The organism is Solemya velum gill symbiont (genome assembly GCF_002020255.1).
In the GTDB taxonomy this organism is placed as follows: Bacteria; Pseudomonadota; Gammaproteobacteria; order Chromatiales; family Chromatiaceae.
On record NZ_MPQG01000002.1, the window covers coordinates 232,516 to 257,131 of the forward strand.

Annotated in this window: 27 protein-coding genes, 1 tRNA gene and 1 other RNA gene; 11 read left to right on the forward strand and 18 right to left on the reverse strand. The window is 50.6% G+C overall.

All coding sequences use genetic code 11. From position 1 onward, the window contains the following. Positions 1 to 9 precede the first annotated feature (9 nt). Positions 10 to 384: a VOC family protein gene (locus tag BOW06_RS03150; RefSeq protein ID WP_043115385.1), complete on the reverse strand. Its 375-nt coding sequence runs from the start codon at positions 382 to 384 to the stop codon at positions 10 to 12. Next, positions 371 to 1,285, reverse strand: coding sequence for a DMT family transporter (locus BOW06_RS03155; RefSeq protein WP_078452745.1), 915 nt, complete (start codon positions 1,283 to 1,285; stop codon positions 371 to 373). Before BOW06_RS03155 ends, BOW06_RS03150 begins: the two co-directional genes overlap by 14 nt. 45 nt (positions 1,286 to 1,330) lie before the next feature. Here BOW06_RS03155 and dapC point away from each other — a divergent pair, with 45 nt between their 5' ends. The 4 genes from dapC to dapE all read left to right on the forward strand — a co-directional run bounded on the left by dapC (position 1,331) and on the right by dapE (position 4,965). Further along, complete coding sequence (gene dapC, locus BOW06_RS03160) at positions 1,331 to 2,524, forward strand: succinyldiaminopimelate transaminase (RefSeq protein ID WP_043115384.1); 1,194 nt, start codon at positions 1,331 to 1,333, stop codon at positions 2,522 to 2,524. A gap of 39 nt (positions 2,525 to 2,563) precedes the next feature. Next, complete coding sequence (gene dapD, locus BOW06_RS03165; RefSeq protein ID WP_043115381.1) at positions 2,564 to 3,385, forward strand: 2,3,4,5-tetrahydropyridine-2,6-dicarboxylate N-succinyltransferase; 822 nt, start codon at positions 2,564 to 2,566, stop codon at positions 3,383 to 3,385. A gap of 94 nt (positions 3,386 to 3,479) precedes the next feature. Beyond that, a complete protein-coding gene (locus tag BOW06_RS03170; protein WP_043115379.1) occupies positions 3,480 to 3,827 on the forward strand; it encodes an ArsC family reductase in 348 nt (115 codons plus the stop codon). A gap of 7 nt (positions 3,828 to 3,834) precedes the next feature. Next, the gene (gene dapE / locus BOW06_RS03175; protein WP_043115377.1) at positions 3,835 to 4,965 is read left to right on the forward strand and encodes a succinyl-diaminopimelate desuccinylase; all 1,131 of its coding nucleotides are present in this window, start codon (positions 3,835 to 3,837) and stop codon (positions 4,963 to 4,965) included. Here dapE and minD read toward each other — a convergent pair. The 7 genes from minD to ffs form a co-directional block, all read right to left on the reverse strand. Beyond that, a complete protein-coding gene (gene minD, locus BOW06_RS03180; RefSeq protein ID WP_043115375.1) occupies positions 4,951 to 5,784 on the reverse strand; it encodes a septum site-determining protein MinD in 834 nt (277 codons plus the stop codon). The genes dapE and minD overlap by 15 nt on opposite strands. An 11-nt stretch (positions 5,785 to 5,795) precedes the next feature. Further along, positions 5,796 to 6,419 (reverse strand): septum site-determining protein MinC, encoded by a 624-nt coding sequence (gene minC, locus BOW06_RS03185; protein WP_078454265.1) that lies wholly within the window; start codon positions 6,417 to 6,419, stop codon positions 5,796 to 5,798. A 21-nt stretch (positions 6,420 to 6,440) separates the two neighbouring features. After that, positions 6,441 to 6,797 (reverse strand): histidine triad nucleotide-binding protein, encoded by a 357-nt coding sequence (locus tag BOW06_RS03190; protein ID WP_043115374.1) that lies wholly within the window; start codon positions 6,795 to 6,797, stop codon positions 6,441 to 6,443. 34 nt (positions 6,798 to 6,831) lie between these two features. After that, positions 6,832 to 7,428, reverse strand: coding sequence for a recombination mediator RecR (gene recR, locus BOW06_RS03195; RefSeq protein WP_043115372.1), 597 nt, complete (start codon positions 7,426 to 7,428; stop codon positions 6,832 to 6,834). Continuing rightward, the gene (locus tag BOW06_RS03200) at positions 7,429 to 7,752 is read right to left on the reverse strand and encodes a YbaB/EbfC family nucleoid-associated protein (RefSeq protein WP_043115370.1); all 324 of its coding nucleotides are present in this window, start codon (positions 7,750 to 7,752) and stop codon (positions 7,429 to 7,431) included. 30 nt (positions 7,753 to 7,782) lie between these two features. After that, positions 7,783 to 9,423 (reverse strand): DNA polymerase III subunit gamma/tau, encoded by a 1,641-nt coding sequence (dnaX, locus tag BOW06_RS03205; RefSeq protein WP_078452747.1) that lies wholly within the window; start codon positions 9,421 to 9,423, stop codon positions 7,783 to 7,785. A 52-nt stretch (positions 9,424 to 9,475) separates the two neighbouring features. Continuing rightward, positions 9,476 to 9,572: signal recognition particle sRNA small type (gene ffs, locus BOW06_RS03210), an RNA gene on the reverse strand. A gap of 95 nt (positions 9,573 to 9,667) precedes the next feature. On the opposite strand from ffs, the gene BOW06_RS03215 reads away from it, so the two are divergent. Together BOW06_RS03215 and BOW06_RS03220 are read left to right on the forward strand one after the other, a co-directional pair. Further along, positions 9,668 to 9,757: transfer RNA gene (locus BOW06_RS03215), tRNA-Ser, on the forward strand. A gap of 391 nt (positions 9,758 to 10,148) precedes the next feature. Continuing rightward, positions 10,149 to 10,922, forward strand: coding sequence for a sulfite exporter TauE/SafE family protein (locus BOW06_RS03220; protein ID WP_043115367.1), 774 nt, complete (start codon positions 10,149 to 10,151; stop codon positions 10,920 to 10,922). Between the two features lie 701 nt (positions 10,923 to 11,623). Here the strand turns inward: BOW06_RS03220 and BOW06_RS03230 are convergent. Next, the gene (locus tag BOW06_RS03230) at positions 11,624 to 12,133 is read right to left on the reverse strand and encodes a hydrolase (protein WP_043115364.1); all 510 of its coding nucleotides are present in this window, start codon (positions 12,131 to 12,133) and stop codon (positions 11,624 to 11,626) included. A gap of 227 nt (positions 12,134 to 12,360) precedes the next feature. Here BOW06_RS03230 and BOW06_RS03235 point away from each other — a divergent pair, with 227 nt between their 5' ends. From BOW06_RS03235 to odhB, 4 genes are all read left to right on the forward strand, one after another. Further along, positions 12,361 to 13,104: a hypothetical protein gene (locus BOW06_RS03235; RefSeq protein ID WP_043115363.1), complete on the forward strand. Its 744-nt coding sequence runs from the start codon at positions 12,361 to 12,363 to the stop codon at positions 13,102 to 13,104. A 218-nt stretch (positions 13,105 to 13,322) separates the two neighbouring features. Beyond that, complete coding sequence (locus BOW06_RS03240) at positions 13,323 to 13,670, forward strand: hypothetical protein (RefSeq protein ID WP_078454264.1); 348 nt, start codon at positions 13,323 to 13,325, stop codon at positions 13,668 to 13,670. A 599-nt stretch (positions 13,671 to 14,269) separates the two neighbouring features. Next, complete coding sequence (locus BOW06_RS03245) at positions 14,270 to 17,122, forward strand: 2-oxoglutarate dehydrogenase E1 component (protein ID WP_078454263.1); 2,853 nt, start codon at positions 14,270 to 14,272, stop codon at positions 17,120 to 17,122. Continuing rightward, positions 17,119 to 18,339, forward strand: coding sequence for a 2-oxoglutarate dehydrogenase complex dihydrolipoyllysine-residue succinyltransferase (gene odhB / locus BOW06_RS03250; protein ID WP_078454262.1), 1,221 nt, complete (start codon positions 17,119 to 17,121; stop codon positions 18,337 to 18,339). Before BOW06_RS03245 ends, odhB begins: the two co-directional genes overlap by 4 nt. Positions 18,340 to 18,413: 74 nt before the next feature. On the opposite strand, the gene BOW06_RS03255 is transcribed toward odhB, so the two are convergent. From BOW06_RS03255 to hisF, 8 genes are all read right to left on the reverse strand, one after another. Further along, positions 18,414 to 19,286, reverse strand: coding sequence for a tetratricopeptide repeat protein (locus tag BOW06_RS03255; RefSeq protein WP_143555768.1), 873 nt, complete (start codon positions 19,284 to 19,286; stop codon positions 18,414 to 18,416). 54 nt (positions 19,287 to 19,340) lie between these two features. Next, positions 19,341 to 20,153: a c-type cytochrome gene (locus tag BOW06_RS03260; RefSeq protein ID WP_078452751.1), complete on the reverse strand. Its 813-nt coding sequence runs from the start codon at positions 20,151 to 20,153 to the stop codon at positions 19,341 to 19,343. A gap of 20 nt (positions 20,154 to 20,173) precedes the next feature. Beyond that, positions 20,174 to 20,638, reverse strand: coding sequence for a c-type cytochrome (locus tag BOW06_RS03265; RefSeq protein ID WP_078452752.1), 465 nt, complete (start codon positions 20,636 to 20,638; stop codon positions 20,174 to 20,176). A gap of 126 nt (positions 20,639 to 20,764) precedes the next feature. Next, entirely contained in the window at positions 20,765 to 21,934 is a 1,170-nt protein-coding gene (gene tatC, locus BOW06_RS03270; RefSeq protein ID WP_043115354.1) for a twin-arginine translocase subunit TatC, read from the reverse strand. 21 nt (positions 21,935 to 21,955) lie between these two features. Next, complete coding sequence (tatB, locus tag BOW06_RS03275; protein WP_043115353.1) at positions 21,956 to 22,264, reverse strand: Sec-independent protein translocase protein TatB; 309 nt, start codon at positions 22,262 to 22,264, stop codon at positions 21,956 to 21,958. 16 nt (positions 22,265 to 22,280) lie between these two features. Beyond that, entirely contained in the window at positions 22,281 to 22,514 is a 234-nt protein-coding gene (gene tatA, locus BOW06_RS03280) for a Sec-independent protein translocase subunit TatA (protein WP_043115351.1), read from the reverse strand. Between the two features lie 79 nt (positions 22,515 to 22,593). Then, positions 22,594 to 22,911 carry a phosphoribosyl-ATP diphosphatase gene (locus BOW06_RS03285; protein ID WP_043115350.1) on the reverse strand — a complete coding sequence of 106 codons (318 nt, stop codon included), beginning with the start codon at positions 22,909 to 22,911 and terminating at the stop codon, positions 22,594 to 22,596. Continuing rightward, positions 22,908 to 23,681 carry an imidazole glycerol phosphate synthase subunit HisF gene (gene hisF, locus BOW06_RS03290; protein ID WP_078454261.1) on the reverse strand — a complete coding sequence of 258 codons (774 nt, stop codon included), beginning with the start codon at positions 23,679 to 23,681 and terminating at the stop codon, positions 22,908 to 22,910. The genes BOW06_RS03285 and hisF overlap by 4 nt, the downstream gene beginning before the upstream one ends. Positions 23,682 to 23,863: 182 nt before the next feature. Here hisF and BOW06_RS03295 point away from each other — a divergent pair, with 182 nt between their 5' ends. After that, positions 23,864 to 24,526 (forward strand): cytochrome b/b6 domain-containing protein, encoded by a 663-nt coding sequence (locus BOW06_RS03295; RefSeq protein ID WP_052131936.1) that lies wholly within the window; start codon positions 23,864 to 23,866, stop codon positions 24,524 to 24,526. The last annotated feature ends 90 nt before the right edge of the window (positions 24,527 to 24,616 follow it).

Sequence of the window (24,616 nt, forward strand, 5' to 3'; positions counted from 1 at the left end):
ATTGAGCCGTCAGGCCTCGATCATCTCCAGTGCATTGCCATCCGGATCACGACAGAAGAGTGCCGCGCGCCCGGAGCGGCTGAGTGTGTAGTTGATTCCGGCTTCTTCCATCACTGCAGTAACAGCTTCGAGATCTTTCACAGTCACCGCAAGGTGACGGTCTCGCCCGCCGTGCTCCGGCCGGTCGTCAACAGGATCAGGGTTTTCCAGTTCGAGAAGGTGGATCTGTTGATCACCAAGTTGCAGCCAGGCACCGGGAAACGACAGCTGCGGGCGTTCTGCCTCCTGCAGACCGAGCAGATCGGAGTAAAACTCAAGCGCCTTGCCAGTGTCAGCAACCAGCAGGCTGACATGATGCATGCAACTTATTTCAGGTTTGTTCATTTTTCTCCTCATCGTCAGCCATTGAGAGGGTAACCAGGTAACCTGCAATGACGATAATCGCTCCGCCAATCACTTCACGAAATGACAAAATCTCGCCTGCAATCAAGGCCGCCGAGACACCACCGACCACCAGTTCAAACAGCAGGATAACAGCAGACCTCTGGGCACGCATGTGGGTGACGCCGTACTGCAGGGTCAGATTCGACATCGCAAATCCGAATATACCGAGTAAAATAGCCCAGCCGATAACCTCAACATCAACCTGCGGTAATGCCTCGGTACGTATCAGGACGGCAAAGCCAGCCACGAGGATACATCCAGCCCAGGTGACCTGGGTTTTGAGCAGAATCGGTTCATAGCGCAGTTTGCGTATCATCAGGTTATTGAGGGCAAATGCCATACCGGCCGATAGCGCCAGCCAGTCTGCTATTCCCTGTGGCCAGGGCTGTTCTAGCTGAGGATTCCACAGCATCAGCAATACGCCGCACATTGCCAGCAGCATCACTCCAGCGATACGCAGACTGATATGCTCATGCAAAATCCAGTGCGCAAACAGCAAAGTCCAGACCGGCGCCATGTAAAACAGCAACAGAACCCGCATTACGGTGCCTTCCAGCATGGCGATGATAAAAGCTAAATTCCCCCACCCGGCCGCAAGTGCCAGGCACAGGTAGAGAAACCAGTGCGTTCTGATTCTGGACAACTGCCGCAACCAGGGCAGTGACACCAGCAGGGCAGCCGTATAGCAAACCAGGGTCAGCCACAAAGCATTCAATCCAGCGCTTTCGAACAGGCGCAGCGGCCACCAGAGAATGCCCCAGAAGGTCGTCGACAACAGCAAGTTGACAACCGGCCAGAATGTGCCTGGAGAATTCCGGTGTGGAGTCGATGATTCGATCACGATAAAATACTCTCTTTCGCTTCGCCAATAACCTGAGAAAACCGTATGAATCCCGGTCTCGATCACTTGCACCCCTACCCGTTCGAAAAGCTTGCTGCTCTGAAGGCGGGTGCTGAGCCGCCTGCTGCATTGTCGCACATCGCTCTTTCGATCGGTGAGCCCAAGCATGCAACACCTCACCTGGTGACAGAAGCTGTTATCGAACACATGCACCAGCTTGCAGTCTACCCTGCAACGCGTGGCATGCCGGAACTGCGCGAGGCGATTAGCGCATGGTTGACGACGCGCTTCTCTCTTCCACAAGGGAGTCTTAGTGCCGACAAGCACGTGCTGCCGGTCAACGGTACCCGTGAAGCACTCTTCGCCTTCACACAGGTGATGATCGATGCATCCGAGTTGTCTCTCGTGCTGATGCCGAATCCCTTCTACCAGATTTATGAAGGTGCGGCACTACTGGCAGGTGCCGAGCCCGTCTATCTGAATTGTGACGGCAATAGCCTGACACCCGACTTTGACCAGGTCAGTGCAGAGACGTGGGACCAGTGCAGCATCCTGTTCCTGTGCTCACCCGGAAACCCGACTGGTGCTGTCATTGGCAAGCCAATCCTGCAGAAACTGATCAAGCTCGCGCAACAGCATGATTTCATCATCGCTTCTGACGAGTGTTACTCGGAGATCTATTTCGACGAATCAGCACCACCGGCAGGATTGCTGGAGGCTGCAGCCGAGATGGGCAATGATGATTACAAACATTGTGTTGTATTTCACAGCCTCTCGAAGCGCTCCAATGCCCCCGGCCTGCGTTCCGGGTTTGTCGCCGGTGACAGCGACATCATCGAACAGTTTTTCCGTTACCGTACCTATCACGGCTGCGCCATGCCAATGCATCACCAGGCTGCCAGCATCAAGGCGTGGCAGGATGAAGAGCACGTCAGGCAAAATCGTGCCCTCTACTGCGAAAAATTTGATGCCGTTCTCGATATTCTCGATGGCGTACTGGAAGTCGAACGACCTGATGCAGGCTTCTACCTGTGGGCGAAAACACCTGTCGAAGACACAGAATTCGCACGCAAACTCTTTGCCGAACAAAATATCACCGTATTGCCGGGGCAGTTCCTGTCACGCGATACAGTGGACGGCAATCCAGGCAGCAATCGCGTCCGTATGGCGCTGGTCGCACCCCTTGAAGACTGCATTGAGGCGGCACAACGCATCAAAACCTGTGTAGAATCCCTCTAACTTTAAATTATTTAACAATTTCTCCCGGAGTAATTAGGAATGAATGAACTTGAACCCATTATTGTCGAAGCATTCGAGCGTCGCGCAGAAATCACCCCCCGCACCGTGGATGCACAGCTCAAGGAAGCTGTCATGTCAGCGATTGGCATGCTTGATAGCGGTGAAATCCGTGTCGCCGAGAAAGTCGATGGTGACTGGGTCGTCAACGAGTGGATCAAGAAGGCTGTACTGCTTTCTTTCCGTATCGAGGACAACAGCTTCATGAAAGGTGGTTTCACCAACTATTACGACAAGGTCCCGTCAAAGTATGCAGATATGAACTCACGTGAGTTCCGCGAAGGCGGCGTACGCGTGGTGCCACCAGCAACTGCACGCCGTGGTTCTTTCATCGCACCTGACTGCGTCCTGATGCCCTCCTACGTCAACATCGGCGCTTATGTCGATAGCGGCACAATGGTTGATACCTGGGCAACAGTCGGTTCATGCGCACAGATCGGCAAAAACGTTCACCTCTCAGGCGGCGTTGGCATTGGCGGTGTACTTGAGCCACTGCAGGCAGCACCAACCATCATCGAAGACAACTGCTTCATCGGCGCACGTTCTGAAGTCGTTGAGGGCGTAATCGTCGAAGAGGGCTCGGTCATCTCAATGGGCGTCTACATCGGCCAGAGCACCAAGATTTTCAACCGCGAAACAGGCGAAGTCAGCTACGGACGCATCCCGGCCGGTTCTGTTGTTGTTTCAGGTAACCTGCCCTCAAAGGATGGCAGCTACAGCCTCTACTGTGCGGTTATCGTCAAGACAGTTGACGAGAAGACACGTGGAAAGGTTGGTATCAACGAACTGCTGCGTGGAATTTAAAACAATCATGTAGGAGCCCCGTCTCGGGGCGATTAAAAATACCAGCTGGATCGCCCCGGGGGCGGGGCTCCTACAACTTGCTGATAAAACACAAATGACTACAACTCTCTACGGCATACCCAACTGCGACACCATGAAAAAGGCGCGCAAATGGCTGACTGACAAAGATATCGATTACAGCTTTCACGACTTCAAGAAAGCCGGACTGGAAGAACAACTGCTCGACAGCTGGCTTGAGTCTGTCGACTGGGAAATCCTGCTCAACCGTCGCGGCATGATGTGGCGTAAGTTAGAGCAAGAAGTGAAAGACAACATTGATCGTGATAGTGCACGCCGGGTAATGCTGGAGACGCCAACAATCATCAAGCGACCTGTGCTTGATCTTGACGGAACAATTCACGTCGGATTCAGCGAAGAACGTTACAGCGAACTATTTGGATAAGACGCATATGTCTGAAACACTCGACCTCGCCATCAACCTGATTAACCGCAACTCGGTCACCCCTGAAGATGCCGGCTGCCAGGAAGTGATGATAGAACGCCTTGAGCGTATCGGTTTCACCATCGAACGCCTGCGTTTCGGTGATGTCGACAATTTCTGGGCAAGACGCGGCAGCGATGGCCCGCTGTTCGCATTTGCCGGACACACAGACGTGGTGCCAACCGGGGATGTTGAAAAGTGGCGTTGTGATCCATTTGAATCAGAGATTCACGACGGCATGCTCTACGGCCGTGGTGCTGCTGATATGAAAGGCAGCCTTGCGGCAATGATCACGGCAACCGAGGCTTTCGTCGCAGCACACCCGGATCACCGTGGCTCCATCGGCTACCTGATCACCAGCGATGAGGAAGGGCCCGCTACCGATGGAACCGTCAGGGTTGTGGAAACTCTCGAGGCACGCAATGAGAAGATCGACTGGTGCCTTGTCGGAGAACCATCCTCAACTGACAAAGTGGGTGACGTGATCAAGAATGGTCGCCGCGGTTCTTTGAATGCAAAACTGACGGTACACGGCAAGCAGGGACACGTCGCCTACCCGCATCTCGCCGAGAACCCGATTCACCTCGCCGCTCCGGCCATCGCTGAACTCAGCACCATCGAATGGGACAAGGGCAACGATCACTTTCCGCCAACCAGCTTCCAGATTTCCAATATCAATGGTGGTACTGGCGCAACCAACGTCATCCCTGCAACAGTAGAGATGCTGATCAACTGGCGTTTTTCTACCGAGAACAGCGAAGAGAAGATCAGAAACAGAACAACTGAACTGTTCGACCGTTATGGCTTGCGCTATGAACTTGAATGGAACCTCTCGGGCCTGCCATTTCTGACAGCAGAGGGAGAACTGGTGGAAGCCGCGCAGCACGCAATCAGCAGTGTCGCAGGTTACGAAACGCAGCTATCGACCTCTGGCGGTACATCAGATGGACGCTTTATTGCACCGACAGGTGCACAGGTGCTGGAACTGGGCCCTTTGAATGCAACCATCCACCAGATCAACGAGTGCGTGTCAGTAAAAGACCTTGATCAGCTAAGCAGCATCTACGAGGTGATACTCAAGCGGCTACTCGTCGTTTAAGTGAACTCGTTTGTTACCGAACAGACGACTTCTGATACTTCTTTTTCCTTCATGCAGCAGCGTATAGGCCACTGAATCACCAAGATAGCGTGCAACTGTATCCGCATAGGCGTTGCCAGCCGCACTCTTGTGATCATAAACAACAGGCTCACCAATATTTGCTGCACGCGTGACACTTTCACTATCAGGAATAATACCGATCAGCGGGATCGAGAGATTATCGAGAATCTGCTTCGGCGTCAGTGCGATGCCACGCTTGGCAAGGCTGTGACGATAACGGTTAATCACCAGGTAGGGAGCAATATCCTCAAGCCCCTTCTCGGCACGGTATGTACGGTTGGTCAGAAGACCGATCATGCGGTCGGCATCGCGCACCGAGGGTCGTTCAGGTGTCGCTACCAGCAGTGCATCATCGGCAAAATACATCGCCATGTCAGCGCCTTTCTCGATGCCGGCAGGAGAATCGCAGACGACGTACTGGTACTTTTTGCGCGCCTCGCTGAGAAGCTTGGCGATGCCTCTGCGTTCCAGCACCTCCTTGTCTTCGAACTGGGAGCCCGGTAACAGGGCCAGGCGTGAACAGCGCAGGTCCTTGACCACGGCATCCTGCAATGCAACTTCTTCGCGCATGACGTTGACAATGTCATAGACAATGCGTTTTTCGTGTCCCAGAAGCAGGTCGAGATTACGCAGGCCGATATCAAAATCAATCAGCAGCGTCTTGTAGCCACGCAGTGCAAGGCCAAGCGCAAATGATGCGGAGGTAGTAGATTTGCCGACGCCACCCTTACCAGACGTTACAACGATAATACGACCCACAAAGCTCTCCTTTACTGAGTAATCGATTGAAAAGAGAGGGAGTCACCATCGAGCATGACGCTACACGCGTTGCCCTTGCTCCCTTCATCGAGCTGGTCGCCGGTACGATAGACACCTGCGACCGATACCAGTTCAGCGTCCATAGATTGAGTGAATATCGCAGCATTGCGATCACCCTGGACACCAGCCAGCGCACGCCCATGCAATTCACCGTAGACATGAATCGATCCCTCGGCAAGTACCTCGGCACCTGAGCTGACCGACCCCAGGATCACTACGCTGCCCTTGGAATAGATACGCTGGCCAGATCTCAGGCTTTTGCTGATGACCTCGTCAGGGACGCTTTTCTGGCTTTTTGCAGATGCAGTAAAAGCCAACACGTTTCCTTCGCCTGTAGTGCGTGCAAAAACATTGACACCGTGGGCGACAAGAAATTCCTCGATCACCTGCTGATCAAACTCATTCGGGAGATCTTCAGCATAATTCATGGCAACATCCATGCCCTTGAACAAGGCCGGGCGCTGCTCGATCATCATCGCAAGACGGTCAATGACAGCATCTTCGTCAGGACTGAATATGCGTACCGTAGGCAAGCGATAGTCCAGAATTTTTAAATCCACTGGTAAAGGCGACATAGGTTAGTGTTCCAATCGGTATCAGGCAGCCGGCCATGGAGGCCAGCCCATTTCACTACCGCCGAGAAGATGCAGGTGGATATGAAAAACCGTCTGCCCGGCAGCTTTATTACAATTCATGACAACGCGGTAGCCCTGCTCCGCAATGCCTTCAACAGCGGCTATTTCTGCAGCCGCAAGATAGAGTTTGCCTACAAGCTCAGCATCTTCGGGATTAATATCATTTATCGTCCCGATATGCTTCTTCGGGATAATCAGGGCATGGGTAGACGCTACCGGATTGAGATCGCGGAACGCCAGTACATCATCATTTTCAAAAATTATATCAGCAGGAATTTCCCTGTTGATGATTTTGCAAAAAATACAATCGCCAGACATCAAGGTACCAGTTAAGCAGTCATCAGACTATTTGTCATTCTATCTTCTGTCGTCCGGCAAACGCGTGAGCCAGCGTTCCGCCATCGACATAACCCAGGTCTCCACCCAGTGGCACTCCATGCGCAATTCTGCTCGTCAATATACCATGTGACGAAGCTAGCTCACTAATATAATGCGCAGTCGCCTCGCCTTCAACCGTTGGATTAGTTGCGAGAATAATTTCTTTGACCACTTCCTCATCGAGACGACTCTCAAGACGGTCAAGTCCGATCTCTTTTGGGCCAAGACCATCCAGTGGTGAGAGCCTGCCATGCAGGACAAAATAGAGCCCGTTGTAGTTGGTGCTCTCCTCTATCGCCGCCAGTTCAGCTGGTGATTCAACAATACATAAGAGCGACACATCACGGCGATCACTGACACATACTGAACAGACATCCTGTTCGGTCAACGTCCTGCACCTGCTGCATTCACTGATCTTCTCCATCGCCTCACTGAGTAGACTGGCCAATCGCCGTCCGCCATCCCGGTCATGCTCTAGCAGGTGAAATGCCATGCGCTGGGCCGACTTGGGCCCTACACCCGGCAGGCAGCGAAGGCTTTCAATCAATTCCTGGAGAAGTGATGTCGCCATTTAGAAAGGGAGTTTCATTCCAGGCGGCAGGTTCAGGCCAGAGGTCAATCCGGACATGCTCTGCTCCGACTTCTCGGCAACGCGACGTGCCGCATCATTACAAGCTGATGCAATCAGGTCTTCAAGCATCTCCTTGTCATCACCAAGCAGAGAATCATCGATATCGACCTTGCGAACCTCGTGCTTACCATTCATCGTGACCTTCACAAGCCCACCGCCAGCCTCACCGGTCACCTCTTCCTCTGCCAGTTTCTCCTGCGCTTTCTGCAGCTCTTCCTGCATCTTCTGCGCCTGCTTCATGATATTGCCAATTCCGCCTTTCATCACAACCTCTTGTTCATTTCCATAAGCCTGTCATACAGGCTTGATTGTCTCATCGATTACACGTGCGCCAAGCTGCTGTTGCAACTCCTTGACGAACGGGTCGTTAACCATATCTGCTTTCGCTTCAGCCAGGCGCTGATTCTCCAGGCGCAGTTTTCGCTGTGCAGGAGTATCAACCTGTGGTTTACCCAGCGCGATTTCAAGTTTCAGTGCCGCACAGCCAAAATGCTTGCGCAGCTCCTCTTCCATTCTTTTGACCGCCATATCCGATTGCAGTGCCTGGTGCTCTTCAGGCAACACCAGCCTGAACAGATTGCCATCAACCGAATCAAAAGCGCAATTCATCGCCAACTGGCCTGAAATACCACCCAGCTTGAGTTCCTTCTGTAGTTGGTTCCAGTCGACTGACTGGGGTAACTCAGCATCCTGTGAAACAGGCGCTGCGGGGACTGCTTGCTGCTGCACTTTCTTTTTTGTTTCTGCCTCGGCTTCTGTTGCAGCCTCAGCCTGCCTGGCTGCTGGCGCAGCTACCGGTTCAGGGCTTTTTTTTTGAGCCTGACGTGGTGCTTCAGCTGGCTGACTCACAGCACCAGGCTGAAATGCCAGCATGCGCAACATCACCATTTCGAAACCACTGCGCAAGTCGGGCGCCATCGGCATATCACGTTTACCGGTTATACCGATTTGATAATAGAGCTGCACCTCGTCGGCCGGAACCGTCTCAACCATCCATGCATAACGTTCATGGTCGACCTCGTTCTCAACATTCAGGTCAGGCACAGTCTGCAACACGGCAACACGATGCAGCATGCGCAACAACTCATCAAGTACACTGCGAAAATCGGGTGAACGGTCTGCCAGCGCATCAATTTTCTGCATTAGCAGTTTACCGTCACGTGCAACCAACGCCTCAACCAGGCCAAACACGTAGTCACGTGATACCGTGCCCAGCATGCTGGCGACCTTCTCCTCGACAACCTCACCACCACCGAAATTGATCGCCTGGTCAAGCAGGCTGAGGCCATCACGCATACTGCCGTCAGCGCCGTAAGCAAGCAGAGTCACAGCGGTATCGTCATGCCCGACTTTCTCAACATCCAGAATATGGCGCAACTGACCGGCAATCTGTTCCAGTGTCAGGCGCTTGAGGCCAAACTGCAGGCAACGCGACAGAACCGTCATCGGCAGTTTTTGCGGATCGGTTGTCGCGAGCAGAAACTTGACATGGGGTGGCGGCTCTTCAAGCGTTTTCAGCAGCGCGTTAAAACTGCTGTCTGAGAACATGTGTACCTCGTCAATCAGGTACACCTTGTAGCGACCCTTGGCTGGTGCATAGGGAACATTTTCGAGGAGTTCGCGGGTCTGTTCGACCTTCGTACGCGATGCGGCATCGACCTCGAGCAGATCAACAAAACGCCCTTCATCAACTTCACGGCAGGTACTACAAACACCACATGGAGTGGAACTTACGCCCTCTTCACAATTGAGTGATTTTGCAAAAATGCGTGCCAGGGTGGTCTTGCCAACCCCGCGGGTACCGGTAAAGAGATAGGCATGATGAAGACGATCCTGATCGAGTGCGTTGGAAAGAGCCTGCACAACATGTTCCTGCCCAACCAGCTCGGCAAAGCCGTGTGGTCGCCATTTTCGGGCAAGTACCTCGTATGACATGGGCTGTAGAACACCTCGATATTGATCAAAAACCAGTGTTTATGGAGGCGGCCCGCACAAGCCACACCCCGGCACACGAGTCAGCTGCTGCGGCTGCTCCCTTCCGGGCCTGACCGGGTTCACAACCTATCGTTGCGAGGGGACCCATGCGGACCACCATAAACAGTCAGGGGATTATACGTGCTTTTGCGCCAGAGGTCTTCATTGCATAGTGCAGCAACTTTCTATAGAATCTCGCGGCTCTGGAGAGATGTCCGAGTGGCTGAAGGAGCACGCCTGGAAAGTGTGTATACGCTAACCCGTATCGAGGGTTCGAATCCCTCTCTCTCCGCCATTTAATATTATTAAAGCACTGTTTATACAGTGCTTTTTTATTTTAAATCCAATCCTATACACACTTCTATATACACTCGATAGGCTCCTTAATTCTTAAGACGAACGTCTGCTTTCGTCCAAAAGCGGACATTCAGTCTCTCCTTCAAATATCTCCGAAAATCCAGGATCAAACTATTTTAATGGTCATGAATGTAGCTACGCGATATTGATATTAACTCCCATATGTGGTGCTGGTATTTCATCTATTAATATTAGGCAGAGTCTCATTAAGTAATTAATATTAATAAGGCAAGACTCGCGAGGAGGTGAAATCTATGAGAGGCGATGGCGCCATTTATTTGATAATTTCGTATTAATCCTCCACCGGACTATCTCCTGGGAGTCACCTCATGACCTTGTTAGTAATTGCACTCGCTGCCTTTTTTGCCGCTAGCCTCACACTGTTCTCGGGCTTCGGTGTCGGCACATTGCTACTCCCAGTATTCGCTATTTTCTTTCCCATGCAGCTTGCAGTAGCAATGACTGCGATGGTTCACTTGGCCAATAATCTGTTCAAGCTAGCTCTACTTGGGCGTCATGCAGACTTTGGCGTGGTATTGCGATTTGGGATTCCGGCAATCATCGCCGCAATTGGCGGCGCCACCCTCCTCGGTATGCTGTCAGAGGCTGATCCACTGCATGTCTATCGCATCGCCGATCATGTGTTTGTCATAACCCCGGTGAAACTCACAATAGCGGTATTGATGGCTTTCTTCGCATATGCAGAACTCTCCCACACATTTTTCAAGATTAATTTCGAACGACGTTTCCTGCCACTGGGTGGATTGATAAGTGGCTTCTTCGGCGGTCTGTCTGGACACCAAGGGGCATTTCGAGCAGCGTTTCTCGTGAGACTCGGCCTGCCGAAGGAAGCCTTCGTCGCCACAGGCGTGCTGCTTGCCTGTATAGTCGATCTTTCACGCCTGACGGTCTATGCCGCCCACTACATTGGCGCAGGTTTAGAAGAGAACATACCGGTAGTAGCAGCTGGGATAGCTGCGGCATTCACCGGTTCTTTTCTGGGAGCGCGGTTGTTGCGTAAAGTGACCTATCGGACAATTCAAAATAGTGTCGCGGGCTTGATGATGATGATCGCCATTGGCCTTGGAATCGGACTTCTCTGATCTGCCCTGTGTCCTTAAAGCGATAAAACATTATTGTCAGATCACTTTTTTCATGGGTTCGCAAAGGGTTGTTAGTAGTCTTCAATCTAATTAAGCAACTTTACTCACGTAAATGTCCACTATCGGTCAAAAGCGAACATTCAGCAATTTCCAAAATCAGCCACCATTATTTTTTTGATATTTTTGTCAATATTGCGAGGAACAATAGGCCACCTATATCTATACTTAATAATAGAAGTGTATTGATACGAATTTCGTTAATGCAAATTGTGTGACATATAGGAGTCTAAGGTGATGGAAATGCAAAACATGCTCGGTTCTGTTTCAGAGAATTTGCATATAATTATCCCGATTCTTCTAGTGCTGATCGGATTAATAATTGTCTATTTGGTATTTATGGTACGCGCGATAATCGATATGCTGCGATACGATGTTAACAGTGTGCTTATCACATTCAGTTTTCTTGCCCTGATACCATTTCCCTTATTCATCATTTTAGGAGTGATGATACTTATCATTTGGCATCACCACAAAAAGGATATTCTGGCAGGTAAAATAATATCGAAGTGATTCATCGAATGTAGGCAGCTGGAGAATGTCAGCTTTAGGTCGTTAGCGGACATTAGCACACAAGACAATGTTGACGCTTCTCAACATCCGAGAAAATCAGTTTTGTCCCACATTCGCAAGCTTTTCTGGCCTCAATGGATTTCAGATACTGCGACAACGTAATTTTTACCGTAATACTTAGCGCATTTGGGACAGGTCGTATAGAAGAAATAGGTTTGTTTGACCTGCTTTCCCCTGTTTTCCACGAACTTCTCCATTTCTTTTTCCCATTTGGGCGCATTTTTATAAGGTCCTTCAAACACCTTGGTGAGAAAGTCCCCTGTCATCCTTGTCATTTCTTGCCCAGGAACCTCTTTCGTGACTGAAAAGAAATGTTCACCTCGCCAAGCGGAAGGATCGTGTGAAAGCACGATTATCTGCTCCGTATCCACGGCACCAGCTTCTTCGATTGCACCAAAGGTATTGATATATACAGATCCGAGATTGATGGGAATGTGAAAAACACCCCAATTTTTAGCTTTCACGAACAACTTGTCATCGAAATGAAGTTCCTGCTCATCCCAACCTTCTGGTTTAAATCTTGGACAACAGTTAGTAGGGTTATCACTTGCGTCATATCTAGGCAATGCGTTGGTTTCCATTTTTGCCCTCCATGCATCTGCAAAGATCTATTAATGTAATAAATATAGCACCGTGATAGTTTTTCGCTTGCCTCTCCAATGTCCGCTTTGGGTCGGTAGCGGTCGTTCAGACTAGCTGAGGCGAGAAATCTTGCCGAAGGTCTGCTTCCGGCCAAAAGCAGACGCTCAATAAAAGGACTATAGTATAAACAGAACTGATAATTTGCATGAATAGAGGTAGTTCTCTCATGATAAGGCTACTATCTACAATACTACTGGCTGTTTCGGTTTCAATTAGTGGCTGTCAAACACAGCTGGCGAAAAACCAAACACAGTCGAATTATCAGGGAGAAAAGCTACCCGGCCAAAATCAAATGGGGCTGGATGATCTAATCAGAAAATGCGAGAAAGATAGAGATCATGCCTGGAAGAAATACAAAAAGGCTTCAGCACGTGTTGAGAGGTTGAAGAGAAAAACTTACCAATCCCCCGAAGAAGTAGAACGAGTCATTGGCTCAGCTGAAGTCGACGCAAAGATTTGGTTAGCCAAAGCAGATAAAGCCGCGAAAAATTGTGAGAAGTTATTGTCATGTCGTGAACTAGCACGTACTTCTGCATTACGTTTAAAGATGCCTTCACATAAAAGTAAAAATCAACTTGAAGGATCATCAAGTATAACGGGTGATGAACTGTTAGCACTAATAGATGAACAGTGTGCGGCGGATCAAGCCACATTAGCAAATAATTTTGAATCTTTTACACAAGTACTCGAACGCGAGGAAGCTGAAGCCAATTATCGGATTGGTGTTACTACATCAGACTCTGGAAATCCATGGCATCCACCAGCAAGCTCAAAGGTCCCATCCCTCTCCAAACGATTTAAGTTTAGGTCAGACAAACGGTTAATACGAGTTGACGAACTGGATGACACCAATGATCCTCAAATTAGACCGAATATTGATTCTCAAACTAGAACAATAGACCAACCTTAAAACGAAAATGATCACTGGAATAGGCTCGGAGTCAGCAAACCTTTGATATCTTAGCTAAATCCGAAAAAACACATCGGGTCGGTAGTGCTTGTTCAACCAAGTTGGGCTGCCAAATTCGCCATATGTCCGCTTTCGGCCAGAAGCGGACATCGGTTGCATCCACACTTCATCAATTGTTATTATTTCTTTATAGCCTCAACTCACAGGAAGAAACAACAATGAAGAAAATTGCACTGTCTCTACTTGGCGCATCCATGATTGCGTCTTCAACTGTTACAGCCGATCCCGCTGCTTTTATTGGTGTTGCGTACGGCTTCGGTGGCAACTTTGGCCTGACCGCCAAGGTACTCTCCAGTGATGAAGAAGATACGGGTGTCGCAGCACTGGGCGCTACATATTACTTCGGTACTCCAACACCATGGGGTGTTGATCTGAGTGCTGGTTATGCATGTGATAATTCGGCCTTCCTGCTCGGCTACGATTTCCTTCAGAAGACGGTTACAGGTAGTGCCGGATGGGCTGATACCGAGAATGAGGACAGTAGCTACAGTCCTCCCAGGGATTAAAGATAAATCAATCTTACCAGGGTATTCACAAGGCGTACTTTGGTGCGCCTTTTTCTTGTCTACTTAACGTCTGCTTTGGGTCGGAAGCCGCCATTGGCAGGATACTACTCTCTTCTGCTAATCCCAGGGAAGGGACTGCGAAGCTCAGCAACTGAGTACCCGCTATATATAAGATATGATCGAATCTTAATATCTATTTCGTCAGAACGAGTATGAGTCAGCACACCTGACTCACTTCACCAACCTCACTACATTACCTTTCACCAAATAACTTTCGATCAGAAACTAGCAACGTAAGTCTAATAACCGATAAATGCCAACCGGTATTTTTCAGAATAATTTACAAAAATTAATCACGAAAATTATATTTCCCTATCACCAATCACCCTAACATCAGTATCACAAAGGTTACTCCATACCTCTATCCCACTGTTTTTATTAATTAATTATTTATTTATCGGATGTTTTAGTACGTATGTACTAATACTGGTTTTTTCCTTCACTTTTTCAATATTAATGCTAGACTGTCGTTCATAAAAAATAAAACAGGGCGGTAATTATCGCCAGTTTTCGAATTTTAACTTTGGATAAACGTCATAATGGCATCACTATTTGAAGAATTAAGGAAAAGTTCGACCTACAACGGAACGAATGCGAATTTCATCGAAGCGCTCTACGAGGAGTACCTTGAAGATCCTGATTCAACCCCGGATGAGTGGCGAGTAAAATTCGACGCCCTAAGTATCGGCAGCGAGACAGTCGAAACACCACACTCCCCTATTCGTGAGCACTTTGAAACCCTGGCCAAATCCCCTGCCAGTCGCAGCAATATGGGCATCACACCTGCTGCTGCACACAAACAGGCCTCCGTACTGCGATTGATTAACGCTTACCGCGTCCGCGGTCACCAGAATGCAGACCTCGATCCACTCAAGCTCAGGCCGCAACTGGAACTGACTGAATTACTTCCGGCAACCCACGACCTTGGACCGGAAGATATGGAGACCGAGTTCAATACAGGCTCTCTCTACGCCCCGGAACAGCTAAAGCTGAAAGATATCATTGAACATGTACGTGGAGCCTATGTCGGCAAGATTGGCGCCGAGTACATGCACATCACCGAAACAGCAGAAAAACGCTGGTTGCAGAAACGCCTCGAAGGCTACAAGGGCACACCTGTCCTCGAAAAGGAAGATAAACTCTGGCTCCTGAAAACCCTGACCGCTTCAGAAGGTCTCGAACGCTACCTGCACAACCGCTATGTCGGACAGAAACGTTTCTCACTTGAGGGTGGCGAATCCCTGATCCCTCTTCTCGATGAAGTGATCCAGCGTGCCGGAAACAGTGAGGTCGAGGAAGTCGTTATCGGAATGGCGCATCGCGGTCGACTCAATGTTCTGGTCAACATCATGGGCAAGAGCCCTTCTGTCCTGTTCGATGAATTTGAAGGCAAGAAAAAAGCCCAGGGCATAGTAACAGCTGGCGACGTCAAGTATCACGGCGGCTTCTCTTCAAATGTAGAAACACCCGGTGGCAAGGTACATATTGCTCTTGGCTTCAATCCATCACACCTTGAGATCATCAATCCCGTTATCGAGGGATCGGTCAAGGCACGCCAAGATCGCCGCATGGATGCTGAAGGCAATAATGTGATGGCCATCTGTATCCATGGTGATGCAGCATTCGCCGGCCAGGGTGTCGTGATGGAAACCATGCAGATGTCACAGGCACGTGGATTCTATACCGGAGGCACCATCCATATCGTGGTCAACAACCAGATCGGATTCACAATCAGTAATCCGCTGGATTCACGTTCAACCCACTACTGTACCGACATTGGCAAGATGATCCAGGCACCAATTCTGCATGTTAACGGTGATGATCCCGAGGCAGTGATTTTCGCCACACGTCTTGCCACAGATTACCGCACAACATTTAAAAAAGACGTCATCATTGATCTTGTCTGCTATCGCCGCCTGGGCCACAACGAGGCCGATGAGCCTGCAGTCACCCAGCCGGTCATGTACGACAAGATCCGCAGTCATCCGACTACGCGAACTCTCTATGCAGAAAAATTGATTGCAGAAGGGATTATCACTCCAGACGAGAGCACCGCGATGGCTTCCGATTGCCGCGATATCCTCGACCGTGGTGAAAGCCTCACACGTCCGGCAATCAAGAACCAGCAGAGTCCCTACAGGGTTGATTGGGACAAGTATCGTGAAGCTGAAATCACCGATGACTGGGATACTGGAGTCGATGGTGACAAGCTTGCAGAACTTGCCTTCGACCAGCTACGCCTGCCAGAGGAGTTTGTACCCCACAGGCGTATCCAGAAAATTCTTGATGATCGCAGACGTATGGCCGATGGTGAAATCTCCTGTGACTGGGGTTACGCGGAGAACCTTGCGTATGCATCGCTGCTGGACGATGGCTTTCATATCCGCTTGTGTGGACAGGACGCAGGACGCGGTACCTTTTTTCATCGACACGCTGTACTACACGATCAGAAAACCGGCAACGCCTTTATCCCCCTGAAAAACCATGACAACGAGAATGGCCACGGACATTTTACTGTAATCGACTCACTCCTCTCGGAAGAGGCTGTGCTCGGTTTCGAGTACGGCTATGCCACTGCATTTCCCGAGACGCTGGTTATCTGGGAGGCGCAGTTTGGTGATTTCGCCAATGTCGCACAGGTGGTTATTGATCAGTTCATCACTTCGGCTGGTTCCAAGTGGGGTCTGCACAGCGGCCTCACACTGCTGCTACCACACGGTCAGGAGGGTCAGGGTGCCGAGCATTCATCCGCGCGCCTCGAGCGTTACCTGCAGCTGTGCGCAGAAAAGAATATCCAGGTGTGCGTACCAACAACACCAGCACAGATTTTCCACCTGCTGCGCAGACAGATGGTGCGCCCGCTACGCAGACCACTGGTCGTCATGTCTCCCAAGAGTCTGCTGCGTCACCCTCTCGCCGTCTCAAAACTGAAGTTCTTCGACGAAGGGCGCTGTTTCCAGACAGTGATCAAAGAGCCAGATCCAATCCAGCCAGAAGCGGTGGAACGTGTTGTCCTGTGTAGTGGAAAAATCTATTACGAACTGGTTCAGTCACGCCGTAGCCAGAACATGGAGAATGTTGCCCTCGTCAGAGTCGAGCAACTCTACCCATTCCCGGATGAGCGAGTCAGTGAGGCGATAGCTCCCTATACAAACTGCAAGGAATATATCTGGTGCCAGGAAGAGCCCCAGAACCAGGGTGCATGGGACCAGGTTAAACATCGCCTGTTCAATGTCGTCCCGAAAAATTCACCACTTTACTATGTCGGCCGACCAGCCTCCGCAGCACCGGCTACCGGCTACCCATATCTTCACCAGATGCAACAGGAAACCCTGGTTGATGATGCACTGGCTGGCTATATCAACCCCCAAATGAACAAGAGGCACGTATGAGCACTGATGTCCGAGTCCCTGCACTCCCCGAATCTGTTGCAGATGCAACAGTCCTGACCTGGCACAAGCAACCTGGAGACACTGTTGTTCGTGACGAGAACCTTGTCGATCTCGAAACCGACAAGGTCGTTCTTGAAGTTCCGGCACCGGCTGACGGCGTCCTTGGTGCAGTTTCTGCTGCCGAAGGCGATACGGTAACAGCCGATGAGCTGTTGGCCATCATTGAAGCTGGATCAGCAGCTGCAACTCCCGCTGCTGCACCAGCCAAGGCGGCTGCGCCTGCAAAAGAGGCACCACAGGAGAGTGACAGCAATGCTGATGAAGAGCCGGTACTGACACCATCGGTACGTAAACTGGTCAAGGAGCTTGGCGTCGATGCTTCCAACATCAAGGGTACCGGCAAGCATGGCCGCATCCTCAAGTCTGATGTCATGGCGCATATGGACAAGCAGGAGAGCGAGGGTGCAACTCCTGCGGCTAAGACAGAAGCTGCGGCAGTTGTCACACCTGCCGGTGCACGTCCAGAACAACGCGTACCTATGACACGCCTGCGTGCTCGTATTGCCGAGCGACTGATCGAGGCACAGTCTACAGCTGCAATTCTCACCACCTTCAACGAGGTTAACCTGCAGGCGATCATGGACATCCGCAAGCAGCACCAGGATGCGTTCGTCAAGGCTCACGATATCAAGCTCGGTTTTATGTCATTCTTTGTCAAGGCAACCATCGAGGCACTGAAGAAGTTCCCGGCGGTTAACGCATCGATTGATGGCAATGATGTTATCTACCACGGCTATTACGATATTGGCGTTGCTGTTGGTTCACCACGTGGCCTGGTGGTAACGGTGCTGCGTGATGCAGACCAGATGACACTCGCGGGTATCGAGAACAAGATCAAGGAGTTCGGACAGCGTGCAGCAGATGGTTCGCTGACCTACGAGGAACTCAACGGTGGTACTTTCACCATCTCGAATGGCGGCGTATTCGGATCCATGCTGTCGACACCAATCCTTAATCCACCACAATCCGGTATCCTTGGAATGCATAACATCATCCAGCGTCCAATTGCCGAAAACGGTGAAGTTGTGATTCGTCCGATGATGTATCTTGCACACTCTTACGACCATCGTATTATCGATGGCCGTGAAGCAGTGCAGTTCCTGATCTCGATCAAGGAGGCACTCGAGGATCCTGCGAGAATGTTGCTGGATATCTGATCTACCTCTCCGGCATCAAAAGAAAAGCGGCCATCAGGCCGCTTGTTTTGTGGAAACCCGGACTGCTTACCTCATCACTTGGCAGCCTCTGCATCGTTCCAGGCCCTGAGCAGATCCTTTGCCGACGCTACCCATGACTCGTTGCCCGCTGCAAGTTCGATAAAGCGTTCTATATCGGCAACTGCCTGCTCCTTACGTCCCATGTTGTAGTTAACCGAGCCCCGGTTGAAATAGGGAGCTGGCAAATGTGGATCGGCTGCGATACATGCATCAAGATCAACAAGTGCTTTATCGTAATCTCCATTGTGCGCATAAAGCGTTCCGCGGTTGAAACGCGCTGCAACCAGGTCAGGTTTCAGCTCGATCGCCCTGCTGAGGTCTGCTTCTGCCTCTGCAAAACGTTTGTAGCGCAGGTAAAGCTGTGAACGGCCGACAAGATAGAGCGCATCTTCAGGATCAATGCTAACTGCCTTTTCCATGTCATCAAGAGCGCCTGAATAATCACGGTTGTGACGACGCATGTCGGAACGCACTCCATGCAGCTGCGCATTCTCGGGATAAATGGTTATTGCCTCATCCAGAACGGCAAGTGCTTCGGCTATACGACCTTCACCCCTGTGCTGAAGCGCTAGCCTGATATGCTCTTCTGGTGTGAGAGCAGTCTGCGGTTCAGTGCCACCAGTTTGTTCAACGCCGGAGGCATTCGGTTTATCTGCTGAAGGATCTCCCTGTTTCATCTCCTCCTTTACAACCTGTTCTTCATCACTCTCCTGCTCCACGACAGGCTGTTTTTCATCACTCTGAGTGACAGCCTCTGTCGCTTCAGTTACAGGGGTTTCAGCCTGCGGTTCTTGCGCTTGAGGTGCAGGTTCTTGTGTGACTTTTGCTGGCTCTTCACAGCCTACCGTGACCATGACGAGCATGGTAATAAAAACGATTCTTTTCACTGTATTCCTGTTCAGGTTATTGAAGAAGAAAGAGTGACAGCCCTATTCAAAGTGTCACTGGATTGTGCGTATGTAACTGATTGCTGCCTTGAGGTCATCTTCGCTCCACTTCGATGTGGAATACTCGACTACTTCAGCCATATGGTCAGCGACATAATCTCCATCAGGTAAAGCACCATATCGGAACAGGTCAACCAACTCATCATCACTCCACTGCCCTATTCCCGAATCGGTCCAGGATATATCAGGCGCACTGAGATCCTTGTTACCTCGCAGTCTCTGACCCCAGTCGAGTATTCCGATACGATTCCTTGGTGTATGACATTCATTGCAATGACCAAGTGTATCAACCAGGTATGCGCCACGGGATGCAGCCTGCTCTTCCTGATCCGGTGATAGCAGCTCATTTAACTTGGTCCAGACTGGCATCAGCCATCGCTTGACGTACCAGTTCAATTCATGGGGCCTGTTTTCTTGCCTGACTCCGGCCTGGGAAAAGAGGTATGCCTTGATGGCGAGAATATCCCCAGGTTCCATATTCCGATATGCCGGATAGGGAAAAGCAGGGAAATAGTAACTACCATCCGGTGCACGCCCATGCCGGACTGCAGCGATAAATTGCTCATCACTCCAGTGACCAATTCCGGTTTCTGAATCCGGGGTTATATTGGGCGTCCAGAAGATACCAAATTCTGTTTCCAGGCGACGGCCACCGGCAAGTGCCGGGCCATCATTTTCAGTATCTGTATGACAGGAGTAACAGTTGGCCAACTGCAGCAGGTACTGCCCCTGATCTGCCATCGACTGTGCGGATAGAGTCAAGGGAAACAAGGAAAGCAGCAGCACCCAGATTCGACTACCCCACATGGGCAAGGATCCTGGAAGAATTAGTGATCGTGTTTTCTCTTGAATGCCCGGTGGCAACTTCCGCAGCTATTCTTACCAAACTCTTTGAATGCGCTACGGGTTTGAGCCATATCCCCGGCAGCGACAACCTTCTTGAAATCACTCAGGGCCTGTTGCGCCTTGGTGACAGTATCGCTGAATTTTTCGGGATTATCCCAAATTGCATCTTTGGCATGGGTCTCTCCGAAATCGCTCCCTTCCGGAAACAGCTCAGGTATCCTTTCAAACAACTTCTCCAACGCATCGACATGCATCGACAGATGATCAGGGAAAGGCACAGCACCATTGACCACTGCCTTGATGCCATTGTTGTGACCTTTGACAGCTGTCATAAAGTCAACTCGGTACTTAATGACCATTTCAGGATTGAAATCGGCATCAAAATTCTGGGCATATATCGAAGTTGAAAACATACACAGGATGATAAAAGCAATCACTTGTTTCATAACGGTTCCTTTTATTGTGATACGTCTGGTTATTTATAGCAGGTTTTATAGATATGAAAAGAGTGTGCCAACCACGCAGTCTTTGAGGCCATGTAGAGTCAAGAAGCTTGCGTACAAATCTTCCCGTCACTCCTGATCGAGTTGCTCGAGGATATTCCTGGCCACCATGATCTGGTCATTATTTCCATTCGCAAGCACCTCGTAGAGCAGCTTGCGTGCCTCGGCGACATCACCCTGCTGACGCAGTTCCATGACGCGTTTCAGGCGTGACTCATTAAGGTCATTGATAATCGCGTCGGCATCCTCTGCTCCGGTCGCATCAGGGGATTCTGCATCGTCTCCCGGGCCATTCCATGACTCATCATCCTCGTCCTCTGCCCAGTCATCTTCATCTTCCCACTCGAGCCGATCGAGTTCAGCTTCCTTCTCCTCATCTGTCGGCGCTACATAGTCGTCCGGATATCTGGTATCTGCCTCACTTTTATCACTGCTCGAGTCATCGTCTGACACATCATCCGATTCACTGTCAGGTTCATTATCGTCATCAGACTCTTCCTCTTCATCATCTCTCTTCTTGCGTACAAAGAAAGAGGAGGCAATCAGGCCGAATTCAAACAGAACCCACATCGGCAATGCCAGCAAGGTCTGCGATATGACATCCGGCGGGGTTAGCAGCATGCCAAGAACAAATGCCCCGACAATGACATAGGGACGACCGCGAGAAAGCTTCTCGCGCGTGGTGGCACCAGTCCATATGAGGATAATGACAGCGATCGGAACTTCGAATGCCAGGCCAAAAGCAAAAAAGAGCGTCAGAATGAAGTCTAGATAACGACCCATGTCGGTCATGACCGCGACACCCTCGGGCGCGGTGCCGGTCAGAAAGGCGAAAACCAGAGGAAATACCACGTAAAAGGCGAATGCCACGCCCAAATAGAAAAGCAGCGTGCTGGAGACAACCAGCGGTATCACCATCTTACGTTCATGCTTATAGAGACCGGGCGCGATAAATGCCCAGAACTGGTAGAGCGTGAAGGGAATGGTGAGAAAAATCGCAGCCACCAAGCTGAGTTTCATCGGTGTCAGGAAAGGCGATGCAACCTCGGTGGCAATCATACTGGTGCCTTCCGGCAGGTGCTGCATGAGCGGTTCGGCAACCATGGTATAGATCTGGTTACCAAACGAGAAAAGTGCCAGGAACGCGACCAGGATAACAACAACGATGCGAATCAGGCGATCACGCAGTTCAAAGAGATGTGAAAAAAACGGCTGTTCTGTATCGACGTTCAAGGACATTGGCTGAATTTTTACCCGGGATTACTTGAGCGAATCACTGCCGGTTTTCACCGCGGATTCTGTCTCTTTGCGTATCTCGTCAAGATCGCTTTTTGTATCTTCAATGATCTCATGCAGCGAGGAACTCTCCTCCTGATCCTTGAGAATTCTCTTGAGTTCGTCTGCACGTAACTCCTGGTCGATATCAGACTTGACCGACGAAACAAAGCGTTTGGCCCGCCCTGTCCAGGCGCCAACGGTGCGTGCCACACCAGGCAGTCGCTCAGGCCCGATAACGAGCAAGGCAACAATACCGATGATCAACAGCTCCCAGAAACCGACATCAAACATGGTCAGTCAGCCCTGTTCAGGACTTTTCTTTTTCTTTGGTTGCTTCACCCTCGATGACTGACTCTTCATCGGCTTTTTCCAGCTTTTCCGGGTTCGCAGCAGCTTCGCCGTCTTTCATCGCTTTTTTGAAGCCTTTAACGGCTCCACCAACATCAGATCCCATGTTCTTGAGGCGCTTTGTTCCGAAAATAAGAAGAACAATTGCCAATACAATCAACAGCTGCCAGATACTGATTCCACCAAAACCCATAATTTCATCCTCTCAATGGCCACAGGCCTTTTAAACTTGCGTCAATAATACCGCAAGATTCTACAAAATAGTTGCTTGATTACCCCTTTCGGGACGCTTTTTCTTCGATTCCGGAAAGTCCGAAGCGACGCTCCAGTTCCGATAGTACAGCTTCGTGGCTGATTCCCTTGTGTGACAACATTACCATGGTATGAAACCAGAGATCTGCTGTCTCATAGACAATCTGCCCGTCATCACCACCGACAGCGGCAATAACTGTCTCAGTCGCTTCTTCGCCGACTTTCTTGAGAATTGTTTCGAGTCCCTTGGAATGCAGGGAAGCGACATATGAGCTGTCGGGATCGGCATTCTTGCGCTCCTCAAGGACCGCCTCGAGCTGTTTCAGAACATCACTCATAGCCTCACCTCGACACCGGCATCTGCCATGTGTTGCTTCGCCTCGCCAATCGAGTACTCTGCAAAATGGAAAATCGATGCCGCCAGTACTGCGTCAGCACCACCGAGTTTAATACCATCAACCAGGTGGTCGAGATCACCGACACCGCCGGAGGCGATCACGGGAATCGGCACCGCCTCTGCAACAGCACGTGTCAGCTCATTATCAAATCCGATTTTAGTGCCATCACGGTCCATGCTCGTGATTAATATTTCACCGGCACCAAGATCGGCCATCTTCTGCGACCACTCAATTGCATCGATACCGGTCGGTTTACGCCCGCCATGGGTAAAAATCTCCCAGCGACTGGGCTCACCCTCACCTGACACCCTCTTTGCATCGATCGCGACAACAATTGCCTGCGATCCAAAACTGTCGGCTGCCTCTTTGACAAACTCCGGGTTGAATACTGCGGCAGTGTTAATTGCAACCTTATCGGCACCTGCCTTGAGCATACGGCGTACATCGGCCACCTCGCGAATACCGCCACCAACGGTCAGCGGTATAAAGACCTCGCCGGCAACCTCCTCAACCACGTGCACGATTGTTTCGCGCTCATCGGAACTGGCTGTAATATCGAGAAAGGTAATCTCATCCGCACCCTCTTCGTTATAACGGCGCGCAACCTCAACCGGATCTCCGGCATCACGGATATCAACAAACTTGACGCCCTTGACCACGCGGCCGGCATCAACATCAAGACAGGGAATTATACGTTTGGCGAGTCCCATTGGAATTCACTTCATATCAATAACAGAAAGGCAGTTTAACATTTTCGCGCTGCAAGGGAATACGTAAGCAAGAATCTGTAAAAAGTCATGAATGGCGGCAATTCAGATTGAGATATCTTGCCTCATTGCGATGCAACAGACGGTACAATACGCCTTTATGAACCACTGCAGGAATATCACACTTGGCAAGTGCAACCGGAATTCAACGCATCCTGATCTGGAGCAAATGGCAGCGAGTCGCCCACTGGGTAATCGCATTGTCCGGGCTGGCCCTTTTCGCTAGCGGATGGCTGATCGACAAGGCGCCCATCATCGCGGATGCCACGATTGATATACACCTGTTGCTTGCACCTGTCTTCACGCTCGGTCTATTGCTGCGTATCCTGCTGCTGTTTACTGACAAGGGGAATGCCAGTCTGAAGGCATTAACACCAGACCCCCAGTGGCAAAAGATTGGCGAGATGCTGCGCTTCTATCTCTCGTTCGGACGCATGCCGCTTCCACGCTGGTACGCACACAACCCGCTTTGGGCGCCTATCTATATCTTTATCATCGCCCTGCTGCTGTTGCAGGCCGTGAGTGGATTTGTACAGGGCAATATGCCGATTCTTGCAGGGATCTACCTCCCTTCCCTGCACGGCATCCTGGCCGACATTCTCTTCACCATCATGTTGCTGCATATCCTTGCGGTCGTTTTGCATGACCTGAAAGGGAACAGTGCGGAAATATCCGCCATGATTAACGGTCACAAGTTTTTTGTGCCGGGTGAGGGTGAAAGCAGCCCTGCCATCGACCCCGTTCCTAACATCTCAATCAGCGAGATTGGCAGGGAAAAGAAGAAATAAACCAACTCATGTCGGTCCTGAGCCGATACCTGGGAGTTAGTGCACTGTTCTGGATGCCCCCCGGTCAAGCCCGGGGTGACGAATTTAACA